Below are 22,902 nucleotides of genomic sequence, written 5' to 3'. Positions count from 1 at the left end.
GTACTGACCCTCGCCGCCGCAGGCGGCGAGGGTCAGTACACCGCCGAGCACAGCGGCCGCGGCCGCGAGGGCCTTGCGGCGCTTGCCGTACGTCATCACACGCTTCTCCATTGCTCCTGCGGCCCCTATCCCCGAGCCGAACCGTGGGGCAGCACGATTCCCGGCTACTACTTCAGGAACGCCTGCACCGGTTCGTCCGTTCCACACCCCTGGAGAATGTGGGGAAGGCCACGCCTGCCTGTTCCCCTCGGAGGGGCGCCATGATAGCGGGGCGGCCGGTGGCGGCGGGGCGGTTGACGGGGCCCGGGGCGGCGGTGACCGCCGGGAACCCGCGGCTTCCTCCCGGCCGTTCGTATCACTACCATCGGGTCACTGACATCGAGTCAGTACGGGGCCGGCGGCCGCGCCGCGCCCCCAATCTCCGCCGCCTCAAGGGGGATTCGTCCGTGACCGCACGCCGACCGCTGCTGACCGCCGTGGCCGCAGGGTCGCTCCTGTGTGCGGTGTGGTTCATGCCGTCCGCGGATGCGACGGTCTCGCAGGCGGATCGCCCCACGGCGCGCCCGGCGCCCGCGGTCCAGCCCGCTCACCCCTCTGAGCAGCAGCTTTCCCTCGCCGACTCGGGCAGTGTGGACACCACTCCCTACGTTTTCGGGGGAGTTGCCCTCGTGGCGGCGGGCGGCGCGCTGGTGACGGCCGCCGTGCGCAGGACGCGCACGGCGGACCGCTGAGCAACTTTTACCTTCTTTACCCGCACCGCTCAGGGGCGGGAGCCCTCCGCGGGCCTTACGCCAGCGGACCCGTTACGGGTTCAACCGCCTCGACGAGCTTCCCGGCCCGTACGAACTCCTCCGCGCGCGCCAGGTCCGGCGCGAGGAAGCGGTCCTCGCCGGGGCCCTCCACGCCCGCCTCGCGCACGGCCTTGAGCACGGCCTGCGTGGCCGGCGAGGGCGTGAGGCCCTCGCGCAGCTCCACGGCGCGGGTGGCCGCGACGAGCTCGACGGCGATGACCTTCGCAAGGGCGGCGACGGCCGTACGGAGCTTGCGGGCGGCCGACCAGCCCATCGAGACGTGGTCCTCCTGCATCGCCGAGGAGGGGATGGAGTCCACCGAAGCGGGGACGGCCAGCCGCTTCAACTCGCTGACCAGGGCGGCCTGGGTGTACTGGGCGATCATCAGGCCCGAGTCCACGCCCGCGTCGCCGGCCAGGAAGGGCGGCAGGCCGTGCGAGCGGTTCTTGTCCAGCAGCCGGTCGGTGCGCCGCTCGGCGATGGAGGCGAGGTCGGCGGCGGCGATGGCGAGGAAGTCGAGGACGTAGGCGACGGGGGCGCCGTGGAAGTTGCCGTTGGACTCGACGCGGCCGTCGGGCAGCACGACGGGGTTGTCGACGGCGGAGGCGAGCTCGCGGTCGGCGACCAGGCGGGCGTGCGCGAGGGTGTCGCGGCCGGCGCCGGCGACCTGCGGGGCGCAGCGGATGGAGTACGCGTCCTGGACGCGCGGCGCGTCGTCCTGGTGGTGCCCGGTGAGCCCGGAGCCGGCGAGGACCCGCAGCATGTTGCCCGCGCTGGCGCCCTGGCCCGGGTGGGGCCGGATGGCGTGCAGCTCGGGCGCGAGCACCTTCTCGGTGCCGAGCAGGGCCTCCAGCGACAGGGCGGCGGTGATGTCGGCCGAGGTCAGCAGGCGGCCGAGGTCGGCGCAGGCCATGACGAGCATGCCGAGCATGCCGTCGGTGCCGTTCAGCAGGGCCAGGCCCTCCTTCTCGCGCAGCTCGACGGGCTCGATGCCGTGCTCGGCGAGGAGCTGCCCGGCGGGGCGGACGACGCCGTCGGGGCCCTCGGCGTCGCCCTCGCCCATGAGCGTGAGCGCGCAGTGGGAGAGCGGCGCGAGGTCGCCGGAGCAGCCCAGCGAGCCGTATTCGTGCACGACGGGGGTGATGCCGGCGTTGAGGATCGCCGCCATGGTCTCCACCACGAGCGGGCGCACACCGGTGCGGCCGGAGGCGAGGGTCTTCAGGCGCAGGAACATCAGGGCGCGGACGACCTCGCGCTCGACGCGCGGGCCCATGCCGGCGGCGTGCGAGCGCACGATGTTGCGCTGCAGCTGGGCGCGCAGCTCGGGGCTGATGTGGCGGACGGCGAGGGCTCCGAAGCCGGTGGAGACGCCGTAGACGGGGTCGGGCTTGGCGGCGAGGTCGTCGATGACGCGGCGGGACTCCGCGACCGCGGCCAGCGCCTCGTCCGATACGACGACGCGCGCGGCGCCTCGTGCCACGGCGATCACGTCTTCCGCGGTCGTCCCGGCCGTCCCCACCACCACAGTGTGCATATCCATATTCAGGCACCCTAGAGACTGAATCGCTGCCTGTACATAGCCGACGGGTCGCCTGTCAGGTACAACGCGTAGGGGCCGGTTCCGCATGCCGGACGCGCCCCGCCGGTCACGGCTGCCGCCCCCGGAAGCGCCGCCGCTCGGCGACCGGCGCGGCCGGCGGGTGATCGGCGAGCCGGACCACGGGGTCGGCCGGCCCCCCGGCCCGCCCGGCGACGACCGGCTCCGCCGCCCGCGCCGCCTTCGCCTTGTACTGTGCCGCGTCGGCGAGCCGGAACAGCCTCCGCGCCGTGGCCACCGCGCCGATCGGGTCCCCGGTCGAGGCGACGCCGCAGGCGACCCCCTCCCCCAGCTCCAACGCCGCGGCCCGGCGGCACAGTTCGGCGGCCACGCCGACCACCTCGTCCGCCGGCGGACCCACCGTCAGCAGGCAGAACTCGTCCCCGCCCAGCCGCGCCGCCAGCGCCCCCGGCAGCATGGCCCCGCACAGCGACAGCACCGAGCCGAAGCGCTCCAGCAGCCGGTCACCGACCGCGTGCCCCAGCGTGTCGTTGACCCGCTTGAGCCCGTTGAGGTCGCACACCACGAGGCTCACGACGACCCCGTCCTCAAGGTGGCGCTCCAGCGCCTCGTCCAGCCGCGCGTCGACCGCGCGCCGGTTGGCGAGCCCGGTCAGCGGGTCGGTGAACGCCAGCCGGCGCACCTCCTCCAGCTGCTCGGTCTGCGCGATCCCGGCCGCCGCGACGGCCGCCAGGACGGTCGCGAAGTCGGCGTCCGCCCGCCCGAAGGCCGGCGCCCCGGGCGGCCTGGCCACGTACAGCTCGCCCCAGGCCCGCCCGTGCAGGACGACCGGCGCGACGACGCAGCAGCCCCGGCCGCGGCGGCGCAGCGCGGCGACCCGCTCGTGCCGGTACGCGCCCTGCCCGCCGCCCGTCTCCGCGGCCCCCTCCATGCTCTCGACCCACGCGCGGGGCTCGGCACCGCCGCTGGCCCACTCCTCGTGCAGGAACTCCGCGATCTCGGGGAAGTCGTGCACCGGGTACGACTCGTCCTCCGGGAAGCGCTCCTCGCCCGCGGTCAGCTCCCCCGCGTTGACCAGGACGCGCAGGCGCCCGCGCTCGCGCTCCCACACGGACACGGCGGCGAAGCTGCCGCCCAGGGCGGCCATCACCCGTTCCGCCGCGGCGGCCACCGTGTCCAGCGGGGTGCGCGCCGCCGCCATCGACTGCGCCAGCTCCACCACGGCGCGCAGCCGACCGTCGCACTCCCCGCCTGCTGCCACCCGAGCCTCACATTCCGTTGCTGAGCGCAGATTCTGCACTCCAGCCTAAGAATGTCGGGCGCATTCCGCCCCATGACGGCCGTAAGGAACTGCCGTCACTTCTGTCTCAGCTCTCTCAGCAGCCGGGCCAGTCGGGCTTGCGCTTCTCGTTGAAGGCGGCGACGCCCTCGGCGCGGTCGCCGGAGAAGGCCACGGACCGCCAGGCGGCATCCTCGACCTCCAGCCCGGCGCGCAGGTCGAGGCCGTGGCCCAGTCGCAGGGCGCGCTTGGCGGCGCGGAGGCCGACGGGAGAGTTGGCGGCGATCCTTTCCGCGAGGGCCAGCGCCTCGACCCGGTCCTGCCCCTCCGCGACCACCCGGTCGACCAGCCCCAACCGCTCGGCCTCCCCGGCCTCGACCCGCCGGGCGGTAAAGATCAGCTCGGCGGCCCGCGCTGCCCCCACCCGCCGCGGCAGGAGCTGCGTACCGCCCCCGCCCGGAATGACGCCTACGGACACCTCGGGCAACCCCACCACGGCAGTCACATCAGCAACGATGACGTCGCACGACAGGGCCAGCTCGAACCCGCCCCCGAGCGCGAACCCGTGCACAGCGGCAATCGTGGGCATCGGCAGTTCGAGAACACCGGTGTACGCGGCACGGGCATGAGGCCGCTGGCGGCCCAACTCGGCGTCGGTGAAGGAGTTGCGCTCCTTCAGGTCGGCGCCGACACAAAAAGCGCGCTCGTGCGTAGAGGTAAGGACAACAACGCGCACGGAGCCGTCATCAGCAAGAGCACCGGTAGCCTCCGCCAGCCGCCGGGCGAGCTCGCTGGAGACAGCATTCATGGCCTTGGGCCGGTCCAGCACGAGCTCGGCAACGTGCCCGTGCCGCCGAACCGCAATCCACTCGCCGAAACGCTGCTCACTCATGGGCCCACCCTCCGAGGGTTAACGCTGGTAAACGTGCGGGGTGGCCACGATCATGCCTTGCACGCCCCCGGCGAGGCCAGAGGACGGCGGAGGCGGCGGGGCCGGCCCTCCTCCCTCAGCCGCCCCTCCGGCTCAGGAGCCACGGTTCCACCATGCCCAGCCCCCGCACCGGCCGCTGCCACATCGGCTGCAGCGCAAACCGGTACCCGTTCCCGCCTCCCTCGGAGACCTCCGCCTCCGACTTGGGCGCGTCCCCGCTCCGCGTCAGCTCCTCCGCCAGCGCCTGGTCGACGAGCACCGCGTCCTTCGGCGCTATCGACGTGAGCCGCGACGCGAGGTTCACCGTCGTGCCGAAGACGTCGCCCATCCGCGTCGTCACCGTCCCGAACGCGATGCCGACCCGCAGCTCGGGCATGGTCTCGTCGTGCGTCATGGTCTCGATGAGCCGCAGCCCGATCTCGGCGGCCGTCCCCGCGTCATCGGCGGAGTACAGCACCTCATCGCCCAGCGTCTTGATGAGCCGCCCCCCGTGCGCGGCCACCAGGTCGGCCGCGGTGGTCTCGAAGGCCTCGACGAGCTCCCCGAGCTCTTCCTCCTCCAGACGCCGCGTCAGCCGGGTGAAGCCGACCAGATCGGCGAATCCGACGGCCAGCCGCCGGTCCACCATCTCCGCGTCGTCCTGCGCCTGGACCACCCGCCCCGTGGCCGCCGCGAGCTGCCGCCGCCACACGTAGATCAGGAACTCCTCCAGCTCCGGCAGCAGCAGCTCGACCAGCGGGTACGTGATCTCCGTCCGCGTCATGCCGGGTTCCTGGGGCTCCGTCAGGCCCTCCAGGAAGGAGTCGATCTGCCAGTCGGCGAGCCGCGCGGTCGTCTGCCCGGTGGACCGGGCGACCTGCACGGCCATCGGCTCGCTGAGCAGCCCGGCCTCCACGAGACCGGCCAGCCGCCGCAGCGCCAGCACGTCCGCCTCGGTCAGCGCCCGCGCCTGCCCGATGTCGGCGAAGCCCATGGCCCGCCAGAAGCGCGAGGCGAGGTCCATCGAGACACCGGCCGCACGGGCGGCCTGAAAGGGCGTGTAACGACGCTCCGCACCGAGGATCAGCGCTTCGAGGCGCAGGGCGATGGGGTCTCCGCCCTCGTCGCCGCCGTCGTACTCCTCGACGCCACCAGTGGCGGCACCCTCGACCCCGTCGGCGGTCACCGCCCGCCCCCTGTCCGATCCGTGCGCACTGCCCTGCCGATCACTGCTCGCTTAGGTTCCGGGCACAACGATACGACAGGTGTGCCGTAGCTCACTCTTCCGACGAGGCGGAGGTCCCCTCGGACTCCCGGCCTACGCCTCCCCGGGCCTCCTTCCCCTCCCCGCCGCTCCCCGCGGGCCGCACGTGAACGATGTCTCCCGCGCCCACCGGCCGCTGCGCCCCGTCCTCCGTGGCCAGCACCAGCCGCCCGTCCCCGTCGACGGCCACGGCCTCCCCGACGAGCGCCTGCCCGCCGGGCAGTTCGGCGCGTACCTTCCGCCCGAGCGTCGCGCACCCGGCCGCGTACGCCTCCTGCAGCCGGCTCTCGACCGGGTCGCCGCCCGCGTCCCGCCACACGCCGTACCACTCCTCCAGCGAACGGAGTACGGCGCGCAGCAGCGGATCGCGGTCGAGGACCTGCGCTCCGGCCAGCGCCAGCGACCCGGCCGTGGGGACGGGGAGCTCGTCCGCCCGCAGGGTCACGTTGAGGCCGATCCCGACGACGACGGCGTCGCCGGTCCGTTCGGCGAGGATCCCCCCGGCCTTGCGCTCTTCCCCTCCGACGGTCACCAGCAGGTCGTTGGGCCACTTGAGGGCCGTGTCGACGCCGGCGGCGCGGGAGAGCGCGGTGGCGGTCGCGACCCCGGCGAGGAGCGGCAGCCATCCCCACCGCTCGGCGGGCACCCCGTCGCCGGGCCGCAGCAGCACGGAGAAGAAGAGCCCGGACCGCGCCGGCGCCGACCACGTGCGGTCCAGCCGCCCGCGCCCGGAGGACTGCTCCTCGGCGACGAGCACGGCACCCTCGGCGTCCCTGCCCTCACCCGCCGCCGCGGCCTCCACGAGGTCGGTGTTGGTCGACCCGGTCCGGGCGACGACCTCCAGGGAGCTCCACAGCGAGCCGGGCCTGAGGAGCCCGCGCCGCAGCGCGGGGACGTTGAGCGGCGGCCGGTCGAGGTCGGACCAGCGGTTTCCAGCAGAAGGAGCAGCAGGAGGGGTCATGGGGCCCACCCTAGGAGAGGAACAGGAGAGGGAAAGAACAGGCACAAAAGAGGAAACGGAAGCGATCCGGGTGTGGCCAACGACGCAGTGTTCCCGCACCCCCGCGCGGCTACGCTACGGACCGGTAGCAAGGACCCCGGTAGATCACCCCGTAGATCACCTGTAGATCAGTAGCCCGTAGCCACCTCTGGACGAGCAGGAGCCGCATCCCGATGTCCGAGCCGGAACACGACATCCACACCACCGCGGGCAAGCTCGCGGATCTGCAACGCCGGATCGAGGAGGCCACGCACGCGGGCTCCGCCCGTGCCGTGGAGAAGCAGCACGCCAAGGGCAAGCTGACCGCCCGTGAGCGGATCGAACTCCTCCTGGACGAGGGTTCCTTCGTCGAGCTCGACGAATTCGCCCGCCACCGCTCGACGAACTTCGGCATCGAGAAGAACCGCCCGTACGGCGACGGCGTCGTGACCGGCTACGGCACGGTCGACGGCCGCACCGTCTGCGTCTACTCGCAGGACTTCACCGTCTTCGGCGGCTCGCTCGGCGAGGTCTACGGCGAGAAGATCGGCAAGGCCATGGACTTCGCGCTGAAGACCGGCTGCCCGGTCATCGGCATCAACGACGGCGGCGGCGCCCGCATCCAGGAGGGCGTGGTCGCCCTCGGCCTCTTCGGCGAGATCTTCCGGCGGAACGTGCACGCCTCGGGCGTCATCCCGCAGATCTCCCTGATCGTCGGCCCGTGCGCGGGCGGCGCGGTCTACTCCCCCGCGATCACCGACTTCACGGTCATGGTCGACCAGACGTCGCACATGTTCATCACGGGCCCGGACGTGATCAAGACGGTGACGGGCGAGGACGTCGGCTTCGAGGAGCTGGGCGGCGCCCGCACGCACAACACCACCTCGGGCGTGGCGCACCACATGGCCGGGGACGAGAAGGACGCCATCGACTACGTCAAGGCGCTCCTGTCCTACCTCCCCTCGAACAACCTCTCCGAGCCCCCGGCCTTCCCCGAGGAGGCCGACCTGGAGATCTCGGCGGCCGACGGCGAGCTCGACGTGCTCATCCCGGACTCGGCCAACCAGCCCTACGACATGCACACCGCCATCGAGCACGTGCTGGACGACGGCGAGTTCCTGGAGACCCAGGCGCTCTTCGCGCCGAACATCATCACCGGCTTCGGGCGTGTCGAGGGGCACCCGGTCGGCATCGTCGCCAACCAGCCGCTGCAGTTCGCGGGCTGTCTGGACATCAACGCGAGCGAGAAGGCCGCCCGCTTCGTCCGCACGTGCGACGCCTTCAACGTGCCGGTGCTCACCTTCGTCGACGTGCCGGGCTTCCTCCCGGGCACCGACCAGGAGTACAACGGCATCATCCGCCGCGGCGCCAAGCTGATCTACGCCTACGCGGAGGCGACCGTCCCGCTGATCACGGTGATCACGCGGAAGGCGTTCGGCGGCGCGTACGACGTGATGGGCTCCAAGCACCTCGGCGCCGACCTCAACCTCGCCTGGCCCACCGCGCAGATCGCCGTGATGGGCGCCCAGGGCGCCGTCAACATCCTGCACCGCCGCACGATCGCGGCGGCGGAGACGGACGAGGAGCGGGAGGAGCTGCGCGCGAAGCTGATCGCGGACTACGAGGACACGCTGCTCAACCCGTACGCGGCCGCCGAGCGCGGCTACGTCGACGCGGTGATCATGCCGCACGAGACGCGCCGGCACATCGTGCGGGGCCTGCGGGCGCTGCGCGACAAGCGCGAGGCGCTGCCGCCGAAGAAGCACGGCAACATCCCCCTCTAGGCCCCTTAGGCAACTCAGTCCTTCAGTCCCTCAGGGAGGCGTTCGGTGATCAAGGTAGTACGGGGCAACCCGACCCCCGAGGAGCTCGCCGCCGCCCTGGCGGTGGTCCGGGCCCGCGCGGCGGCGGGCGACGCGGCCGCCGCGCCCGCGGCGGGCGAGCCCCGCCCGGAGTGGTCCGCGCCGGCGCGGCGCCTGGCGGCGGCGCGGATGGCCAGGCCCGGCCCCCGGGCGTGGCGCACGACGTACTGGCCGTCGTAGCGGCCCGGTGGCCTAGCGACCCGGCGGCCGGCAGAGCTGAGCCCCCGCTTGAGTACCCGTACTCAGGCGGGGGCGGCCCGCTCGCGCCACGATGGATCCGATGCTGTGGTCGGACCCGTCGAACGAACCCCCCGAGGAGCTGCGCGAGGCGCAGGCGATGCTCCGCCGGGCCGGTCTCGTACTCGCGGTCGGCGTGATCGCGGCGCTCCTCCTGCTGGGCCTGCACTGAGCCGCGGGCTCCACCGCCGCCTCACAGGAAACCCACAGTTACCGGCCCTGTGCAACCAAATCCTCCCCACCCGCATCATGGCTAGTGAAATGCCGCGAACCGGGGAGTGCGTCACACCATGAACAAGCCCGTGCGCCACATATCCGTCTTTGTCGGAGTGCTGGTCCTGGCGCTGCTGGTCCAGGCGACCTGGATCCAGTTCGTCCGCGCCGACGAGCTGTCCAACCACAAGGACAACAAGCGGGTGAAGATCGCCTCCTTCGCCCAGCCGCGCGGCAACATCATCGTCGGCGGCCAGCCCATCACGGGCTCGACCGAGACCACGGGCGACTACAAGTACAAGCGCACGTTCAAGGACGGCGAGATGTACGCCCCGGTCACCGGCTACTCCTCGCAGCTCTACGGCAACAGCCAGCTCGAATTCGTCAACAACAAGCTGCTCAGCGGCACCGACGACAAGCTGTTCCTGCAGCGCACCACCGACATGCTCACCGGCAAGAAGCCCCGCGGCGGCGACGTGGTGACGACCATCGACCCCAAGGCCCAGGAGGCCGCCTTCAAGGGCCTCGGCAAGTTCAAGGGCGCCGTCGTCGCCCTCGACCCGCGCACGGGCAAGATCCTCGCCCTCGCCTCCACCCCCTCCTACGACCCCTCGGTCTTCGCGGGCAACACGCTGAAGGACCAGGAGGCGTACAAGAAGCTGGAGGCCGACAAGGACAAGCCGCTGGTCAACCGGGCGATCAAGGAGCGCTACCCGCCGGGCTCCACCTTCAAGATCCTCACCGCCGCGGCCGCCCTCGAACACGGCATCGTCACCGACATCAACGCCAAGGGCAGCGCCCCCGTCCCGTACCCGCTGCCGCTGAGCACCACCAAGGTCCGTAACGACGTCCCGACCGACGAGTGCGTCAACGGCTCCCTGATGGCCGGCCTCCAGTGGTCCTGCAACAACGTCTTCCTGGACCTGGCCGACAAGCTGGGCAAGGACAAGATGCGGGAGACCGCGGAGAAGTTCGGGTTCAACAACAAGGACCTCTTCATCCCCAACGGCACCGTCGAGTCCATCTACCCCAAGAACCTCGACCGCCCGCAGACCGCCCTCACCGGCATGGGTCAGGGCAGCCTCGACAGCACCCCGCTGCAGATCGCGATGATGACCGCCGCCCTCGCCAACGACGGCAAGCTCATGAAGCCGTACCTCGTCGAGGAGCTGCGCGACCCGAACCTCAACACGCTGGAGAAGCACAAGCCCGAGCAGATGTCCCAGGCCGTCTCCGCCGACACGGCGAAGAAGGTCCAGCAGATGATGGAGAACACCGCCGAGAAGGGCACCGGCAAGGCCGCCCTCATCGACGGCGTCACCGTCGGCGCCAAGACCGGCACGGCGCAGCACGGCGTCAACAACGAGAAGCTCCCGTACGCCTGGTTCGTCTCCTACGCCAAGCAGGGCGACGGCTCCCCCGTCGCCGTCGCCGTCTTCATCGACCCCGACGGCTCGGGGATCGACCGCGACGACATCCACGGCGGCGCGCTGGCCGGCCCGATCGCGAAGAAGGTCATGGAGGCCGTGATCAAGAAGTAGGGAGGCCGGGCCGGTTTCCGTACGATGGCTGGCATGACCGCTCAGCGCCGCCGTCTCGTCCTCGGCTCCCAGTCCCCCGCCCGCCTCGGCCTGCTCAAGGCGGCCGGGCTCGACCCCGAGGTCATCGTCAGCGGTGTGGACGAGGACGCGCTGACGGCTGCCACGCCGGGCGAGCTGGCCCGGGTCCTCGCCGAGGCCAAGGCCGACGCGGTCGCCGCCCGGCCGGAAGCGGCCGGGGCGCTGGTCATCGGCTGCGACTCCGTCCTGGAACTGGACGGTCAGGCGCTCGGCAAGCCGGCGGACGCCGAGGACGCCACCGCCCGCTGGAAGACGATGCGCGGCCGGTCCGGGATCCTCCGGACCGGCCACTGCATCGTCGACACGGCCACGGGCCGCCGGGTGTCGGCGACCGCTTCCACGACCGTGCGGTTCGGCGAGCCCTCCGACGCCGAGATCGCCGCGTACGTCGCGACGGGTGAGCCGCTGTACGTTGCGGGCGCCTTCACCCTCGACGGCCGCTCCGCCCCCTTCATCGAGGGCATCGAGGGCGACCACGGGAACGTCGTCGGCCTGTCCCTCCCCCTGCTGCGGAAGCTCCTCGCGGAGGTCGGGGTGTCGATCACGGACCTGTGGGTCTAGCGGCCCCTGCTTATACGGGCGCTTACATCGGCAGGGCGCCGGCCACCGGAGCGAGGATCCCGAGGACGGGGTCGAGCGCCTGCGTGACCTGCCCCAGCTGGTTGAGCTGGTTCAGCTTGTTCAGCTGGTTCGTCCCGTCCGGGTAGAGGCTCGTCGGGGGGTGCGCGTCCATGCCCATGGTCTCCGGCGGGGCGATGGCGTGCCCGGCGTTCGAGGCGGGCGGCTGGGGCATGGGGGCGGCCGAAGCGGCAGTGGCGGTCAGGGTGAGAGCGGCGCCGGTGAGGGCGGCGGCAGCAGCAATGCGCTTCATCATGACCGCCACAACGAGGTCACGTCCGCTCGGTCACCATTCCTTCCGCCAGTCGGGGGGCGCTGCCCAGGAATGCACGGGCCGTATTGAGCAGCAGAAGCGTGTGCACGAGCCGCCCGTCGGGGGTGGGCACGCGCCACCACGAGAGCGGCCATGTGGCGCTGTACAGCGCGGGAATGAGTACGTAGTCGAGCCGCGTGACGCCTTGGGGCCAGGCGTGGCCTGAGGTACTTCCGGGGTTCACGAGGAAGCACACGGCGCCGCCGTTGTTGGCTTCGGCGATGATCGGACCGGGGTGCCCGCAGGTGAGCATGGCCATGGCCTGGGCCAGACGGCGGCCCTCGCCCCCGCGGACGCGGACGGCGTCGAAGTGCACGCCGGTTTTGCGGAGTTGGTGACCGCGGGCGGGGATCCAGTCGATTTCGGTCACGTGGACTTGCTGATTCATGTGACGAGCATCACTGACGCCCGCTAGGTTTTCCATTACGGAGCGTGGACGCGCGTTAACGGTGCGCCGCAGTCGAACGCGACTTGAGTGCAGTTGAGCCGAGTGGAAGGCGGGGGCCGGGGAATGGCGAGCCAGGAGAACAAGGACCGGGCGTCAACGGCATCGCAACTCACGTCCGATATCGCGCGGTTGCTGCGGAAGCAGGCGGGCATGACACAGGAGGAGCTCGGCGCGCAGATCGGCTACACGGGGTCGGCGGTCAGCGCCCTGGAGACGGGTGCGCAGCCCGCGACCGAGCAGATGCTGGACGGCCTGGAGAAGACCATCGGCAGCGGGATGGGCATCTTCACGGCGGCGAAGAAGTACGTACGGCTGGACAAGTACCCGACGCACTTCAAGGACTTCGCACGGCTGGAACGGCAGGCGCTGACGCTCCTCACGTATCAGAACTTCGTGATCGATGGACTGTTCCAGACCGAAGCGTACGCACGGGCACTCATTGGCGGCGGATACCCGCCCCTCCCGGAGTCCGTGGTGGAGGAAATGGTCACAGCTCGGATGGAACGTAAGGCAATCTTCGACCGCGAGCCAACAGCACTGCTGGAGCTGATCCTCGAAGAGTCGGTGCTGCGCCGCCCGTTCGGTAGCTGGGACATCATGCGCAGGCAGCTGCAGCACCTCATCGAGTGCTCGGAGCGACCGAACGTCGCCATTCAGGTGCTGCCGATGGACCGCGGGCTACGGGGGCGGAATGCCGGAGCCCGGGGGCCAGTGAAACTCGTGCAGACCCCGGAACACCGCATGATGGTCTACTTGGAAGTGCAGGAAAACAGCAATCTGCTCAGCGAACCGGCCGAGGTGACCCGCCGCTTCCACCGCTATGCGGCGATCCGCGCACAGGCCCTCGGCTCGGACGAATCACTGGTACTCATCGAGCGGTTGGCGGGAGAGCTATGAGCACAGGCTTGCAGTGGCACAAGTCCAGCTACAGCGACGACAGCGGCGGAGACTGCGTCGAAGTCGCCACGGAATGGCGCAAGTCCAGCCACAGCGCCGGAGACGGGGGCGACTGCGTCGAGGTAGCCGACGACTGGCGAAAGTCGAGCCACAGCGATGACAGCGGCGGGCACTGCATAGAGGTGGCCAGACGGCCCGACCGCGCACCCGTGCACATACGGGACTCCAAGAACCCCACAGGTCCGGCCCTCACCGTGGAGCCGCCCGCCTGGTCGGCCTTCCTCGGCTACGCGACCGGACGCCCGCCGACGCCGTAGTCGGCTCCGAACGTTTCCTGGGACATGTCAAAGCGCATATTCCGGTGTAGCCAACGACTCCACCCCCGAGGAGCGAGGAGCCCGCCGTATGCCGCGCATTCTGATCACCACCGGTGACGCCGCCGAGGACCTGGAGGTCCTGTACCCCTACCAGCGCCTGCTGGAGGAGGGCTACGAGGTGGACATCGCCGCGCCCACCGTGAAGCAGCTCCAGTTCGTCGTGCACGACTTCGTCGCGAGCTTCGACACGTACACGGAGAAGCTGGGCCACAGCTGGCCCGCGGACCTCGCGCTGGCGAACGTGAACCCGGCCGACTACGCCGCGGTCGTCATACCCGGCGGCCGCGCGCCGGAGTTCCTGCGGCTGGACCCGGACTTCCAGCGGATCATCAGGTGGTTCTTCGCGCGGAACAAGCCCATCGCGCACATCTGCCACGCCGTGACCGCCCTGACGCCGCTCGGCGTCCTCAAGGGCCGCCGCACCGCCGCCTGGCCCGCCTGCAGGCCGGACGTGCAGCTCGCGGGCGGCACGTTCGTGGACGCGGAAGCGGTCGTGGACGGGAACATGGTGTCGGCCCGCGCCTGGAACGACCAGCCCGCGTGGATGCGGGCCTTCGTGGAGCTGCTCCGGGTGCAAGCGCCGGTCAAGCGCTGATCGAGGGCTGGGCCCTGTGCGAGGCTGGTAGGTCCGGCCCCACCCCGCCTCGCGAAGGGAACCCCGTACACCCATGTCCCAGTCCGTGGACCGCGCCCTGGACGTCCTGGACGCCGTGGCCGCGGCAAGCGCCCCCGTGCCCGCCAAGTCGCTGGCGCGGCAGCTCGGCTGCGGCCTGTCCACCGTGTACGAGATCCTCGGCACGCTGACGGCCCGCGGGCACGTGGTCCGCACCGCCGGCGGGTACGCGCTGGGCTATCGCGTACCCGCCCTGCACCAGGCGTTCCAGCGCCAGATGCAGCTGGACGACGCGGTGCACGCGCTCCTGCTCCGCGCCCGGCGCGAGGCGGGCGCGGACACGTACTTCAGCACGTACCGGGACGGGGCGATCGCCGTCCTCGCGGGGAACTCCGCGGTGCCGTCCACCGGCGGCTTCACGGTGGGCCGGGACCTCGACGGGCACGCCACCGCCCACGGCAAGGTGCTGCTGTCCGCGCTGCCGCGGGCCGCCCGCATGCGCTACCTCACCAGCACCGGCATGCGGGCGATCACGCCGCGGACGATCACGTCCCCGGCGCGGCTGGACGCGGAGCTGCGGCGGGTGCGGCGGGAGGGGGTCGCCGTGGAGGTGGAGGAGTGCGCGCCGGGAGTGGCGTGCGTGGCGGTGCCCGTTCCGGCTGCGACCGGCAAGGGCACGGCTCTGACGGCCGTCTCGGCGGCCGTCCCGCTGGAGGACTTCCGGCGCCGCGGCGCTCAGCTGACGAGCACGCTGCGCCACGTCGCCGCGGAGGCGGCCAGGTTGGCTGCGCGTCAGCGCGAGGGCGCGGCCTCCTGACGCCCGGGCGCCCGGTGCAGGGGGTCGTACGCGAGCAGGGTGCAGACGATGAGCGCGAGCACGGCCATGACGGCCGCGAACGCGCCCCAGCCGACGAGCCCGACGCAGAACGCGCCCAGCAGTCCGTGCACGACCCCGCAGGTGATCAGCAGGATTCGTCCGGCCGGCCGGGGCGGGCGGTCGCGCAGGGCCGCGCGGAGGGCGACGAAGGCGCAGGTCAGCAGGTAGAGGGCGAAGAGGCCGCCGGCGATCCACGCGGCGAGGGCCATCAGCTTCGGATCGCTCCCCGCGAGGGACATCCGCTGGCGGCGGACGACGACGCCGAGGATCCAGTTGATCAGGGCGATGCCGAGCCCTTCGACGGCGAGGGCGAGCGCGGTGAGGCCGGCGACGGGTCGGCGCAGGCGATCTGCTGCGGCCGCGGCCGTCCGGTCGGTCATACGGGCACCCCTCCCCCGGCCTCCGGTACCCCGGCTCCCGCACCCGGTTCCCGCGCCCCGTGCGGGTGATTCTGCGGGTTACCGCGGGTACGACGTCATGAAGGAGGCTACTCACGGGTAGATCCCGGGACAAGGGGTGCGGCGGGCCCGGGGCGCAGATCTCGGATCCGCAAACTTTGGCCCACCCGTTCGTAGGGACTCAACAAAGAAAGCTCTTCCGCTTCCACCGCCGCGGTTCGAGAGCTCTGCCACAGCCAAAGGTCGGCGGAGACCCGCATACCCGGCGTACCGTGGGAGAACTGGGGACTTTGGCGCGCACACGGCCTCCGGTTCACGCTCCGTGTGGGCAAGCTCACCTCGGGAGTCGGCTCGGCACAGAGTGTCGCCAGTACCTAAACTCACCTTGTTTCAAGGAGGGAGCCATCGTGCGCAAGGTGCTCATCGCCAACCGTGGCGAAATCGCTGTCCGCGTAGCTCGTGCGTGCCGGGACGCCGGGATCGCCAGTGTGGCGGTCTATGCGGATCCGGACCGGGACGCGTTGCATGTCCGCGTTGCTGATGAGGCGTATGCGCTGGGTGGTGACACCCCGGCCACGAGTTACCTCGATGTGGCCAAGGTGCTGGCCGCGGCCGCCGAGTCGGGCGCGGATGCGATCCACCCGGGTTACGGGTTCCTCTCCGAGAACGCCGACTTCGCCCAGGCGGTCCTGGATGCGGGGCTGACGTGGATCGGTCCGCCGCCGCAGGCGATTAGGGACCTGGGCGACAAGGTGGCGGCCCGTCACATCGCCCAGCGCGCCGGCGCCCCCCTCGTCGCGGGCACCCCCGACCCGGTCTCCGGCGCCGACGAGGTCGTCGCGTTCGCCGAGCAGCATGGTCTGCCGATCGCGATCAAGGCGGCGTTCGGTGGCGGCGGGCGGGGCCTGAAGGTCGCCCGCACCCTCGAAGAAGTCCCCGAGCTCTACGACTCCGCCGTCCGTGAGGCGGTCGCGGCGTTCGGGCGGGGGGAGTGCTTCGTCGAGCGCTACCTCGACCGGCCGCGGCACGTGGAGACGCAGTGCCTGGCCGACAAGCACGGCAACGTCGTCGTGGTCTCCACCCGCGACTGCTCCCTGCAGCGCCGTCACCAGAAGCTCGTCGAGGAAGCCCCGGCACCGTTCCTCTCGGCGGAGCAGAACGCCGAGCTCTACCGCGCCTCCAAGGCCATCCTGCGCGAGGCCGGCTACGAGGGCGCGGGCACGTGTGAGTTCCTCGTCGGGCAGGACGGCACGATCTCCTTCCTGGAGGTCAACACCCGCCTGCAGGTCGAACACCCCGTTACTGAGGAAGTCACCGGCATCGACCTGGTGCGGGAGATGTTCCGCATCGCCGACGGCGAAGAACTCGGCTACGACGACCCGCCGCTGCGCGGCCACTCCTTCGAGTTCCGTATCAACGGTGAGGACCCGGGCCGTAACTTCCTGCCCGCCCCCGGCACCGTGACCCGCTTCGACCCGCCGACCGGTCCGGGCGTGCGCCTGGATGCGGGGGTGGAGGCCGGGAGCGTGATCGGCCCGGCGTGGGACTCGCTGCTGGCCAAGCTGATCGTCACCGGCGCCACCCGCGAGCAGGCCCTGCAGCGCGCAGCCCGCGCGCTGGGCGAGTTCCAGGTCGAGGGCATGGCCACCGCGATCCCCTTCCACCGGGCAGTGGTCGCCGACCCGGCGTTCACCTCCGACCCGTTCTCCGTCCACACGCGGTGGATCGAGACGGAGTTCACCAACACCATCGAGCCGTTCACCGGTGCCGGTGCGGTTGAGGAGGAGGGTGAGCCCGAGGGCCGCGAGACCGTCGTGGTCGAGGTCGGAGGGAAGCGCCTGGAGGTGTCGCTGCCGTCGTCTCTCGGTATGACGCTGGCGCGGACGGCGGCTGCGGGTGGGGCGAAGCCGAAGCGGCGGGCGGCGAAGAAGGCCGGCTCTGCTGCCTCAGGTGATGCGCTGACCTCGCCGATGCAGGGCACGATCGTGAAGGTCGCGGTCGAGGAGGGCCAGGAAGTCGCCGCGGGTGAACTGATCGTCGTGCTCGAGGCGATGAAGATGGAACAGCCGCTGAACGCGCACCGCGCGGGCACCGTCAAGGGCATCACCGCCGAAGTCGGCGCGTCCGTCTCCTCCGGCGCCGTCATCTGCGAAATCAAGGACTGACACGGCCACGGCCGTCCAGCCGACGCCTGCGGGCCCCCACCGAACGATTCGGCGGGGGCCCGCGCTCTGTTCACGAAAGGCCCGTACGGCAGTCCCCCGTACGGACGACACACCCGGCCGGCAAGGCCAGTGGCATCCTTGGCAGGCGGGGAGCGAGAGGGAGGACTCGGCAGCCATGGCCACGGAGATCACACAGGCGTCAGCACGCCCCATGCGCGCGGACGCGCGGCGCAACTACGAGCGGCTGCTCGCGGAGGCGCGGACCGCGTTCACCGAGCACGGCACGGACGCCTCCCTGGAAGACATCGCCCGCCGGGCCGGCGTCGGCATCGGCACGCTCTACCGCCACTTCCCCAACCGCACGGCGCTCATGAGCGCCGTCTTCCAGGGCGAGGTCGACGGCCTCCTCGCCCGCTCCCGCGAGCTCCTCGCCTCCCCGGAGCCGTGCCGGGCCCTGGTCGACTGGCTCCGGGCGTGCGTGGCGCACGCCAGCACGTACCGGGGGCTCTCCCGGGCCCTGCTGGCCGCCCAGTCGGACGAGGCGTCGGCGATGTCGCGCTGCAGTCTGCCGCTGCGGGAGGCGGGGAGCGTGCTCCTCGCCCGGGCGCAGGCGGTGGGGGCGGTCCGCCCCGAGGTGGGCATCACCGACGTCATGCAGCTGACGAACGCGATCTCGCTCGCCGCGGAGCAGTCCCCCGACGACCCGGAACTCCCGGACCGCCTCCTAACGCTCACGCTCCGGGGCCTCCAAGCGGTGCCGTGCCCGGACGCGGGCTAGCCCGCGACGCGCACCGGCGGTGCGGCACCCGCCCGAAGGCCGGCGCGGCACCGCCGGACAGCAGCCTGGGGGCTGATCACCGCCGCGGCGGAAACAAGAGCCCGGCCGCAGGCCAGCCGGAACAGGTGCCCGCACCTTCTCCTCCCGCCGCAACGGCGCCCCGCCCCCACAACGCATACCGGCGGTGCCGAACCCACCGGAAGGTGAGCACGGCACCGCCGGACACCAACGCGGGGGCTGATCACCGCCGCGGCGGAAACAGGGGCCGGCCGCAGGCCGGGAGAAACTGGCGGTGCCGTACCCACCGCCAAGCCCGGCACGGCACCGCCGGACAGCAACACGCGGGCTGATCACCGCCGCGGCGGAGGGACAACGGGCCACCCCCGGCCGGAGGCCTACCGGCGCCTTGGGGCCAGGTCCGCCACCCTCGCCGTGGGCGGCTCCGCGCCCAGCGACCCCGCGCTGCGGAGTTGCGGAGGGGGCGTGGGGGCGCCGCCCCCGGACTGGGCGGCGGCGGCCTGGCCGCCGTGGTGGCCGCCGTGCGTCCGCCGCTGCCCCGGCAAGGGGGGAACGTCCCGCCGCCGCTGCTGCTGCGGCACCTGATCGGGCCCCGGCGCACTCCCCGGCACCGCCCCCGCGGCGCTGCCCGCGCCCACCCCGGGCCCGGCAACCGAAATGTGCACGCCCTGGTCCGCGAGCGCCTGCAGCTCCGTCGCCGCGCGGTCGTCGTGCGACGGCGGCTCGTCCGTCACCAGCCGCGTGATGACATCCGTCGGCACCGTCTGGAACATCGTGTCCGTACCCAGCTTCGTGTGGTCCGCGAGGACGACGACCTCCGCCGCCGCCTGCACCAGCGCCCGGTCCACGCTCGCCGAGAGCATGTTGGACGTGGACAGGCCCCGCTCCGCGGTCAGCCCGCTGCCGGACAGGAACGCCCGGGTGACCCGCAGGCCGTGCAGGGACTGCTCCGCCCCGCTGCCCACCAGCGCATAGTTGGACCCTCTCAGCGTGCCGCCGGTCATGACGACCTCGACCCGGTTGGCATGGGCGAGCGCCTGGGCGACGAGCAGGGAATTGGTGACGACGGTCAGGCCGGGCACGCGCGCGAGCCGGCGGGCCAGCTCCTGCGTGGTCGTCCCGGCGCCGACGACGACGGCTTCGCCCTCTTCGACGAAGCTCGCCGCGAGATCGGCGATGGCCGTCTTCTCGGCGGTCGCTAGATGGGATTTCTGCGGGAACCCGGACTCCCGGGTGAAGCCACCCGGCAGCACCGCGCCGCCGTGCCGGCGGTCGAGGAGTCCTTCGGCCTCCAGTGCCCGCACGTCCCGCCGTACGGTCACTTCGGAGGTCTGGACGACGCGAGCGAGCTCACGGAGCGAAACCGCCCCGTTGGCCCGCACCATTTCGAGGATCAATTGGCGACGTTCTGCAGCGAACACGAAACCGACAGTAACGCCAACGACCATCCGTTTTCAGCAGGTTGCAGCAATTAACGGAAGTTGTCCGCTCCGGAACGCTCAAAGTGGTATAGGAGGCCCGGTCTCACGAACACGGACCCCCCGACCACTCAGCGCAACAATCAATACCCAAACCCTCGCGGAGCGTTTACGCCTCGCGCTGCGCCTTCCGCGTGTGCAGCTGCCGCGCGACCTCCGCCAGCGACCCGGAAAGCGACGGATAAACGGTGAACGCGTTCGCGATCTGCTCGACCGTGAGGCTGTTGTCCACGGCGATGGAGATCGGGTGGATGAGCTCACTGGCCCGCGGGGCGACCACGACGCCGCCCACCACGATGCCCGTGCCCGGCCGGCAGAACATCTTCACGAAGCCGTCCCGGATGCCCTGCATCTTCGCGCGCGGGTTCCGCAGCAGCGGAAGCTTGACCACCCGCGCGTCGATCTTGCCGCTGTCGACGTCGGCCTGGGTGTAGCCGACGGTCGCGATCTCGGGGTCCGTGAAGACGTTCGCGGAGACCGATCGCAGGTTGAGCGGCGTCACCGCGTCACCCAGGAAGTGGTACATCGCGATGCGCCCCTGCATCGCCGCGACCGACGCGAGCGCGAGCACGCCCGTGCAGTCACCGGCGGCGTAGACGCCCGGGGCGCTGGTGCGCGACACCCGGTCGGTCCGGACGTGCCCGGACTCCTTGAGCCGGACCCCGGCCTCCTCCAGCCCGATCCCGGCGGTGTTCGGAATGGATCCGACCGCCATCAGGCAGTGCGTGCCCGTGATGACCCGGCCGTCCGCCAGCGTCACCTCGACCCGGTCGCCCACCCGCTTGGCGGACTGCGCCCGCGAGCGCGCCATGACGTTCATGCCGCGGCGCCGGAAGACGTCCTCCAGCACGGCCGCCGCGTCCGGGTCCTCGCCCGGCAGCACCCGGTCCCGCGAGGACACCAGCGTCACCTTCGACCCCAGCGCCTGGTACGCGCCGGCGAACTCGGCGCCCGTGACGCCCGAGCCGACCACGATGAGCTCCTCGGGGAGCTCGTCCAGGTCGTACACCTGGGTCCAGTTCAGGATGCGCTCGCCGTCCGGCAGCGCGTCGGGGATCTCCCGCGGGTGCGCGCCCGTGGCGATCAGCACCGCATCCGCGACCAGCGTCTCCTCGGTCCCGTCGGCCGCCCGCACGACCACCCGGCGCGAACCGTCCGGCGCCTGGTTCGGCTCCAGCCGGCCCCGGCCGCGCAGCACGCGGCCCCCCGCGCGGGTGACGGACGCCGTGATGTCGTGCGACTGCGCGAGCGCCAGCCGCTTCACGCGGCGGTTGACCTTCCCCAGGTCCACCCCGACGACCCGCGCCGCCTGCTCGATGTGCGGCGTGTCGTCGGCGACGATGATCCCGAGCTCCTCGTACGAGGAGTCGAAGGTCGTCATCACCTCGGCCGTCGCAATGAGCGTCTTCGAGGGCACGCAGTCGGTCAGCACCGACGCCCCGCCCAGACCGTCGCAGTCGACGACGGTCACCTCCGCACCGAGCTGCGCGGCGACGAGCGCCGCCTCATAGCCGCCGGGTCCGCCACCGATGATCACGATCCGAGTCACGTACTCCATTGTCCCGCACCCATCAAAGCGACTTCTCCCGGGGCCTCCCCCGCGGATCGCCCCCCGCAACCGTGCGGCAATCCGTGCGAGAACCGGCAGGAGGTTCCGGACGAACCTCCCTTCGAGACTGCCATCCCAAATGCCGTCGCGCCTCACTCCCGTACCCTCGAAACCATGTCGCTCTACGCCGCGTACGCCGGCAACCTCGACGCGCGGCTGATGTCCCGCCGCGCACCCCACTCGCCCCTGCGCGGCACGGGCTGGCTCGCCGACTGGCGACTGACCTTCGGCGGCGAGCAGCTGGGCTGGGAGGGCGCGCTCGCGACCGTGGTCGAGGCACCGCGCTCGCAGGTCTTCGTCGCGCTCTACGACATCGCCCCGATGGACGAGGACTCGATGGACCGTTGGGAGGGCGTCGGACTCGACATCTACCGCCGGATGCGCGTCCGCGTGCACACCCTGGACGGCGAGGAGCCCGCGTGGATCTACGTCCTGAACGGCTACGAGGGCGGCCTGCCCTCCGCCCGCTACCTCGGCGAGATCGCCGACGCGGCGGAATCCGCGGGCGCGCCCCACGACTACGTCATGGAGCTCCGCAAGCGCCCCTGCTGACGCGGCGCGCCGGGGTTGTGACGATTCCCTCTCGTCACAACCCACAAAGCAACAATCGGAACACCGTGACCAGTGACATCTACGCGCGTAGGCGATAAGCGGCTACCCTCGTCCGCGTGAACGCATCAGTTACTCCCGAGACCCAGGCCGACCCGTACGCCGCGGCGGACGCCGCCGCCGCCCGTCTGCGCGAGCTCACTGGCGCCGAGACCCACGACGTCGCCCTGGTCATGGGCAGCGGCTGGCTCCCGGCGACCGAGGCGCTCGGCGCCCCCGAGGCCGAGTTCCCCGTCACCGAGCTCCCCGGCTTCACCGCGGCCGCCGTCGCCGGCCACGCCGGCACGATCCGCTCGTACAAGATCAACGACAAGCGGGCGCTGGTCTTCCTCGGCCGCACGCACTACTACGAGGGCCGCGGCGTCGCCGCCGTCGTCCACGGCGTCCGCACCGCCGTCGCCGCCGGCTGCAAGACCGTCGTCCTCACCAACGGCTGCGGCGGCCTGCGCGACGGCATGCGCCCCGGCCAGCCCGTGCTGATCAGCGACCACATCAACATGACGGCGACCTCGCCGATCGTCGGCGCCAACTTCGTCGACCTCACCGACCTGTACTCCCGTCGGCTGCGCGCGCTCTGCAAGGAGGTGGACGAGACCCTGGAGGAGGGCGTCTACGTCCAGCTCCCCGGCCCGCACTACGAGACCCCGGCCGAGATCCGCATGGTCCGCACCCTCGGCGGCGACCTCGTCGGCATGTCCACCACGCTGGAGGCCATCGCGGCCCGCGAGGCGGGCGCCGAGGTCCTCGGCATCTCCCTCGTGACGAACCTCGCGGCGGGCATGACGGGCGAGCCCCTCAACCACGAAGAGGTTCTCCAGGCCGGTCGCGACTCCGCGTCCCGCATGGGCCAGCTCCTGGCCCAGGTCCTTCCCAAGCTCTGACCCTTGCCGGGTGTACGGCGCCGTTTCCCCTGCGGGGTGCGGCGCCGTTCCCCTTGCCGGGGCGGCATGTACGGTGCGGCACCGCGCCGGGCTCCCCGCGCGCCTTCGGCG

24 protein-coding genes are annotated in these 22,902 nt (G+C 71.7%); 14 read left to right on the top strand and 10 right to left on the bottom strand.

Going from position 1 to position 22,902, the window contains the following annotated elements; translation table 11 throughout:
- The first annotated feature begins 446 nt into the window (after positions 1 to 446).
- The gene (locus ACSNOH_RS21180) at positions 447 to 731 is read left to right on the top strand and encodes a hypothetical protein (protein ID WP_436722972.1); all 285 of its coding nucleotides are present in this window, start codon (positions 447 to 449) and stop codon (positions 729 to 731) included.
- A 55-nt stretch (positions 732 to 786) separates the two neighbouring features.
- Here the strand turns inward: ACSNOH_RS21180 and hutH are convergent, their stop codons facing one another.
- The 5 genes from hutH to ACSNOH_RS21155 form a co-directional block, all read right to left on the bottom strand.
- Positions 787 to 2,331 (bottom strand): histidine ammonia-lyase, encoded by a 1,545-nt coding sequence (hutH, locus tag ACSNOH_RS21175; RefSeq protein ID WP_436722971.1) that lies wholly within the window; start codon positions 2,329 to 2,331, stop codon positions 787 to 789.
- Between the two features lie 106 nt (positions 2,332 to 2,437).
- Positions 2,438 to 3,550: a diguanylate cyclase domain-containing protein gene (locus ACSNOH_RS21170; RefSeq protein ID WP_436722974.1), complete on the bottom strand. Its 1,113-nt coding sequence runs from the start codon at positions 3,548 to 3,550 to the stop codon at positions 2,438 to 2,440.
- 175 nt (positions 3,551 to 3,725) lie between these two features.
- Positions 3,726 to 4,520: an enoyl-CoA hydratase/isomerase family protein gene (locus tag ACSNOH_RS21165; RefSeq protein ID WP_436722970.1), complete on the bottom strand. Its 795-nt coding sequence runs from the start codon at positions 4,518 to 4,520 to the stop codon at positions 3,726 to 3,728.
- 115 nt (positions 4,521 to 4,635) lie between these two features.
- Complete coding sequence (locus ACSNOH_RS21160; protein ID WP_436722969.1) at positions 4,636 to 5,724, bottom strand: adenylate/guanylate cyclase domain-containing protein; 1,089 nt, start codon at positions 5,722 to 5,724, stop codon at positions 4,636 to 4,638.
- A gap of 91 nt (positions 5,725 to 5,815) precedes the next feature.
- Entirely contained in the window at positions 5,816 to 6,763 is a 948-nt protein-coding gene (locus ACSNOH_RS21155) for a biotin--[acetyl-CoA-carboxylase] ligase (RefSeq protein WP_436722968.1), read from the bottom strand.
- 212 nt (positions 6,764 to 6,975) lie between these two features.
- On the opposite strand from ACSNOH_RS21155, the gene ACSNOH_RS21150 reads away from it, so the two are divergent.
- The 5 genes from ACSNOH_RS21150 to ACSNOH_RS21130 all read left to right on the top strand — a co-directional run bounded on the left by ACSNOH_RS21150 (position 6,976) and on the right by ACSNOH_RS21130 (position 11,273).
- Positions 6,976 to 8,565, top strand: a complete 1,590-nt coding sequence (locus tag ACSNOH_RS21150) for an acyl-CoA carboxylase subunit beta (protein ID WP_436722967.1) — start codon at positions 6,976 to 6,978, stop codon at positions 8,563 to 8,565.
- A gap of 45 nt (positions 8,566 to 8,610) precedes the next feature.
- Positions 8,611 to 8,823 (top strand): acyl-CoA carboxylase epsilon subunit, encoded by a 213-nt coding sequence (locus ACSNOH_RS21145; protein ID WP_436722966.1) that lies wholly within the window; start codon positions 8,611 to 8,613, stop codon positions 8,821 to 8,823.
- Between the two features lie 100 nt (positions 8,824 to 8,923).
- Positions 8,924 to 9,052 carry a morphogenic membrane protein MmpB gene (mmpB, locus tag ACSNOH_RS21140; protein ID WP_436722965.1) on the top strand — a complete coding sequence of 43 codons (129 nt, stop codon included), beginning with the start codon at positions 8,924 to 8,926 and terminating at the stop codon, positions 9,050 to 9,052.
- Between the two features lie 118 nt (positions 9,053 to 9,170).
- Entirely contained in the window at positions 9,171 to 10,634 is a 1,464-nt protein-coding gene (locus tag ACSNOH_RS21135; RefSeq protein ID WP_436722964.1) for a peptidoglycan D,D-transpeptidase FtsI family protein, read from the top strand.
- 33 nt (positions 10,635 to 10,667) lie between these two features.
- The gene (locus ACSNOH_RS21130; RefSeq protein ID WP_436722963.1) at positions 10,668 to 11,273 is read left to right on the top strand and encodes a nucleoside triphosphate pyrophosphatase; all 606 of its coding nucleotides are present in this window, start codon (positions 10,668 to 10,670) and stop codon (positions 11,271 to 11,273) included.
- Positions 11,274 to 11,295: 22 nt separating this feature from the next.
- On the opposite strand, the gene ACSNOH_RS21125 is transcribed toward ACSNOH_RS21130, so the two are convergent.
- Positions 11,296 to 11,586 carry a hypothetical protein gene (locus tag ACSNOH_RS21125; RefSeq protein ID WP_436722962.1) on the bottom strand — a complete coding sequence of 97 codons (291 nt, stop codon included), beginning with the start codon at positions 11,584 to 11,586 and terminating at the stop codon, positions 11,296 to 11,298.
- A 16-nt stretch (positions 11,587 to 11,602) separates the two neighbouring features.
- Positions 11,603 to 12,031, bottom strand: coding sequence for a hypothetical protein (locus ACSNOH_RS21120; protein ID WP_436722961.1), 429 nt, complete (start codon positions 12,029 to 12,031; stop codon positions 11,603 to 11,605).
- Between the two features lie 123 nt (positions 12,032 to 12,154).
- Between ACSNOH_RS21120 and ACSNOH_RS21115 the strand changes: the two genes are divergently transcribed.
- The 4 genes from ACSNOH_RS21115 (at position 12,155) to ACSNOH_RS21100 (ending at position 14,795) form a co-directional block, all read left to right on the top strand.
- Positions 12,155 to 12,988, top strand: a complete 834-nt coding sequence (locus ACSNOH_RS21115) for a helix-turn-helix domain-containing protein (protein ID WP_436722960.1) — start codon at positions 12,155 to 12,157, stop codon at positions 12,986 to 12,988.
- Positions 12,985 to 13,305 (top strand): DUF397 domain-containing protein, encoded by a 321-nt coding sequence (locus tag ACSNOH_RS21110; RefSeq protein WP_436722959.1) that lies wholly within the window; start codon positions 12,985 to 12,987, stop codon positions 13,303 to 13,305. The genes ACSNOH_RS21115 and ACSNOH_RS21110 overlap by 4 nt, the downstream gene beginning before the upstream one ends.
- 88 nt (positions 13,306 to 13,393) lie before the next feature.
- The gene (locus tag ACSNOH_RS21105; protein ID WP_436722958.1) at positions 13,394 to 13,960 is read left to right on the top strand and encodes a DJ-1/PfpI family protein; all 567 of its coding nucleotides are present in this window, start codon (positions 13,394 to 13,396) and stop codon (positions 13,958 to 13,960) included.
- A gap of 73 nt (positions 13,961 to 14,033) precedes the next feature.
- Positions 14,034 to 14,795 carry an IclR family transcriptional regulator gene (locus tag ACSNOH_RS21100; RefSeq protein ID WP_436722957.1) on the top strand — a complete coding sequence of 254 codons (762 nt, stop codon included), beginning with the start codon at positions 14,034 to 14,036 and terminating at the stop codon, positions 14,793 to 14,795.
- Here ACSNOH_RS21100 and ACSNOH_RS21095 read toward each other — a convergent pair.
- Entirely contained in the window at positions 14,771 to 15,235 is a 465-nt protein-coding gene (locus ACSNOH_RS21095) for a hypothetical protein (protein WP_436722956.1), read from the bottom strand. The two genes, ACSNOH_RS21100 and ACSNOH_RS21095, sit on opposite strands and share 25 nt — an antisense overlap.
- A 425-nt stretch (positions 15,236 to 15,660) precedes the next feature.
- Here ACSNOH_RS21095 and ACSNOH_RS21090 point away from each other — a divergent pair, with 425 nt between their 5' ends.
- Both ACSNOH_RS21090 and ACSNOH_RS21085 read left to right on the top strand, forming a co-directional pair.
- Positions 15,661 to 17,418, top strand: coding sequence for an acetyl/propionyl/methylcrotonyl-CoA carboxylase subunit alpha (locus tag ACSNOH_RS21090; protein ID WP_436722955.1), 1,758 nt, complete (start codon positions 15,661 to 15,663; stop codon positions 17,416 to 17,418).
- 175 nt (positions 17,419 to 17,593) lie between these two features.
- On the top strand, positions 17,594 to 18,196 hold the full coding sequence (locus ACSNOH_RS21085; RefSeq protein ID WP_436722954.1) for a TetR/AcrR family transcriptional regulator: 603 nt from the start codon (positions 17,594 to 17,596) through the stop codon (positions 18,194 to 18,196).
- Between the two features lie 395 nt (positions 18,197 to 18,591).
- On the opposite strand, the gene ACSNOH_RS21080 is transcribed toward ACSNOH_RS21085, so the two are convergent.
- Both ACSNOH_RS21080 and ACSNOH_RS21075 read right to left on the bottom strand, forming a co-directional pair.
- Positions 18,592 to 19,599 carry a DeoR/GlpR family DNA-binding transcription regulator gene (locus ACSNOH_RS21080; protein WP_436722973.1) on the bottom strand — a complete coding sequence of 336 codons (1,008 nt, stop codon included), beginning with the start codon at positions 19,597 to 19,599 and terminating at the stop codon, positions 18,592 to 18,594.
- A 202-nt stretch (positions 19,600 to 19,801) separates the two neighbouring features.
- Positions 19,802 to 21,250, bottom strand: a complete 1,449-nt coding sequence (locus ACSNOH_RS21075) for an NAD(P)H-quinone dehydrogenase (RefSeq protein WP_436722953.1) — start codon at positions 21,248 to 21,250, stop codon at positions 19,802 to 19,804.
- 165 nt (positions 21,251 to 21,415) lie between these two features.
- Between ACSNOH_RS21075 and ACSNOH_RS21070 the strand changes: the two genes are divergently transcribed.
- Together ACSNOH_RS21070 and ACSNOH_RS21065 are read left to right on the top strand one after the other, a co-directional pair.
- Positions 21,416 to 21,853, top strand: a complete 438-nt coding sequence (locus ACSNOH_RS21070) for a gamma-glutamylcyclotransferase (RefSeq protein ID WP_030369994.1) — start codon at positions 21,416 to 21,418, stop codon at positions 21,851 to 21,853.
- A 116-nt stretch (positions 21,854 to 21,969) separates the two neighbouring features.
- Positions 21,970 to 22,791 carry a purine-nucleoside phosphorylase gene (locus ACSNOH_RS21065; protein WP_436722952.1) on the top strand — a complete coding sequence of 274 codons (822 nt, stop codon included), beginning with the start codon at positions 21,970 to 21,972 and terminating at the stop codon, positions 22,789 to 22,791.
- The last annotated feature ends 111 nt before the right edge of the window (positions 22,792 to 22,902 follow it).

It is taken from the genome of Streptomyces sp. URMC 127 (genome assembly GCF_051386535.1).
Taxonomy (GTDB): domain Bacteria; phylum Actinomycetota; class Actinomycetes; order Streptomycetales; family Streptomycetaceae; genus Streptomyces.
Note: the sequence above shows the minus strand (reverse complement) of the source record. Positions and strands in the feature narration are given on the sequence as shown.

What these genes read in the sequence shown, in the direction of transcription:
- ACSNOH_RS21155 (WP_436722968.1), bottom strand. Translation starts at nt 6,763, where the DNA reads ATGACCCCTCCTGCTGCTCCTTCTGCTGGAAACCGCTGGTCCGACCTC.
- ACSNOH_RS21165 (WP_436722970.1), bottom strand. Translation starts at nt 4,520, where the DNA reads ATGAGTGAGCAGCGTTTCGGCGAGTGGATTGCGGTTCGGCGGCACGGG.
- ACSNOH_RS21070 (WP_030369994.1), top strand. Translation starts at nt 21,416, where the DNA reads ATGTCGCTCTACGCCGCGTACGCCGGCAACCTCGACGCGCGGCTGATG.
- ACSNOH_RS21080 (WP_436722973.1), bottom strand. Translation starts at nt 19,599, where the DNA reads ATGGTGCGGGCCAACGGGGCGGTTTCGCTCCGTGAGCTCGCTCGCGTC.
- ACSNOH_RS21170 (WP_436722974.1), bottom strand. Translation starts at nt 3,550, where the DNA reads ATGGCGGCGGCGCGCACCCCGCTGGACACGGTGGCCGCCGCGGCGGAA.
- ACSNOH_RS21075 (WP_436722953.1), bottom strand. Translation starts at nt 21,250, where the DNA reads ATGGAGTACGTGACTCGGATCGTGATCATCGGTGGCGGACCCGGCGGC.
- ACSNOH_RS21125 (WP_436722962.1), bottom strand. Translation starts at nt 11,586, where the DNA reads ATGATGAAGCGCATTGCTGCTGCCGCCGCCCTCACCGGCGCCGCTCTC.
- ACSNOH_RS21130 (WP_436722963.1), top strand. Translation starts at nt 10,668, where the DNA reads ATGACCGCTCAGCGCCGCCGTCTCGTCCTCGGCTCCCAGTCCCCCGCC.
- ACSNOH_RS21105 (WP_436722958.1), top strand. Translation starts at nt 13,394, where the DNA reads ATGCCGCGCATTCTGATCACCACCGGTGACGCCGCCGAGGACCTGGAG.
- mmpB (WP_436722965.1), top strand. Translation starts at nt 8,924, where the DNA reads ATGCTGTGGTCGGACCCGTCGAACGAACCCCCCGAGGAGCTGCGCGAG.
- ACSNOH_RS21085 (WP_436722954.1), top strand. Translation starts at nt 17,594, where the DNA reads ATGGCCACGGAGATCACACAGGCGTCAGCACGCCCCATGCGCGCGGAC.
- ACSNOH_RS21110 (WP_436722959.1), top strand. Translation starts at nt 12,985, where the DNA reads ATGAGCACAGGCTTGCAGTGGCACAAGTCCAGCTACAGCGACGACAGC.
- ACSNOH_RS21095 (WP_436722956.1), bottom strand. Translation starts at nt 15,235, where the DNA reads ATGACCGACCGGACGGCCGCGGCCGCAGCAGATCGCCTGCGCCGACCC.
- ACSNOH_RS21135 (WP_436722964.1), top strand. Translation starts at nt 9,171, where the DNA reads ATGAACAAGCCCGTGCGCCACATATCCGTCTTTGTCGGAGTGCTGGTC.
- hutH (WP_436722971.1), bottom strand. Translation starts at nt 2,331, where the DNA reads ATGGATATGCACACTGTGGTGGTGGGGACGGCCGGGACGACCGCGGAA.
- ACSNOH_RS21120 (WP_436722961.1), bottom strand. Translation starts at nt 12,031, where the DNA reads ATGAATCAGCAAGTCCACGTGACCGAAATCGACTGGATCCCCGCCCGC.
- ACSNOH_RS21100 (WP_436722957.1), top strand. Translation starts at nt 14,034, where the DNA reads ATGTCCCAGTCCGTGGACCGCGCCCTGGACGTCCTGGACGCCGTGGCC.
- ACSNOH_RS21115 (WP_436722960.1), top strand. Translation starts at nt 12,155, where the DNA reads ATGGCGAGCCAGGAGAACAAGGACCGGGCGTCAACGGCATCGCAACTC.
- ACSNOH_RS21150 (WP_436722967.1), top strand. Translation starts at nt 6,976, where the DNA reads ATGTCCGAGCCGGAACACGACATCCACACCACCGCGGGCAAGCTCGCG.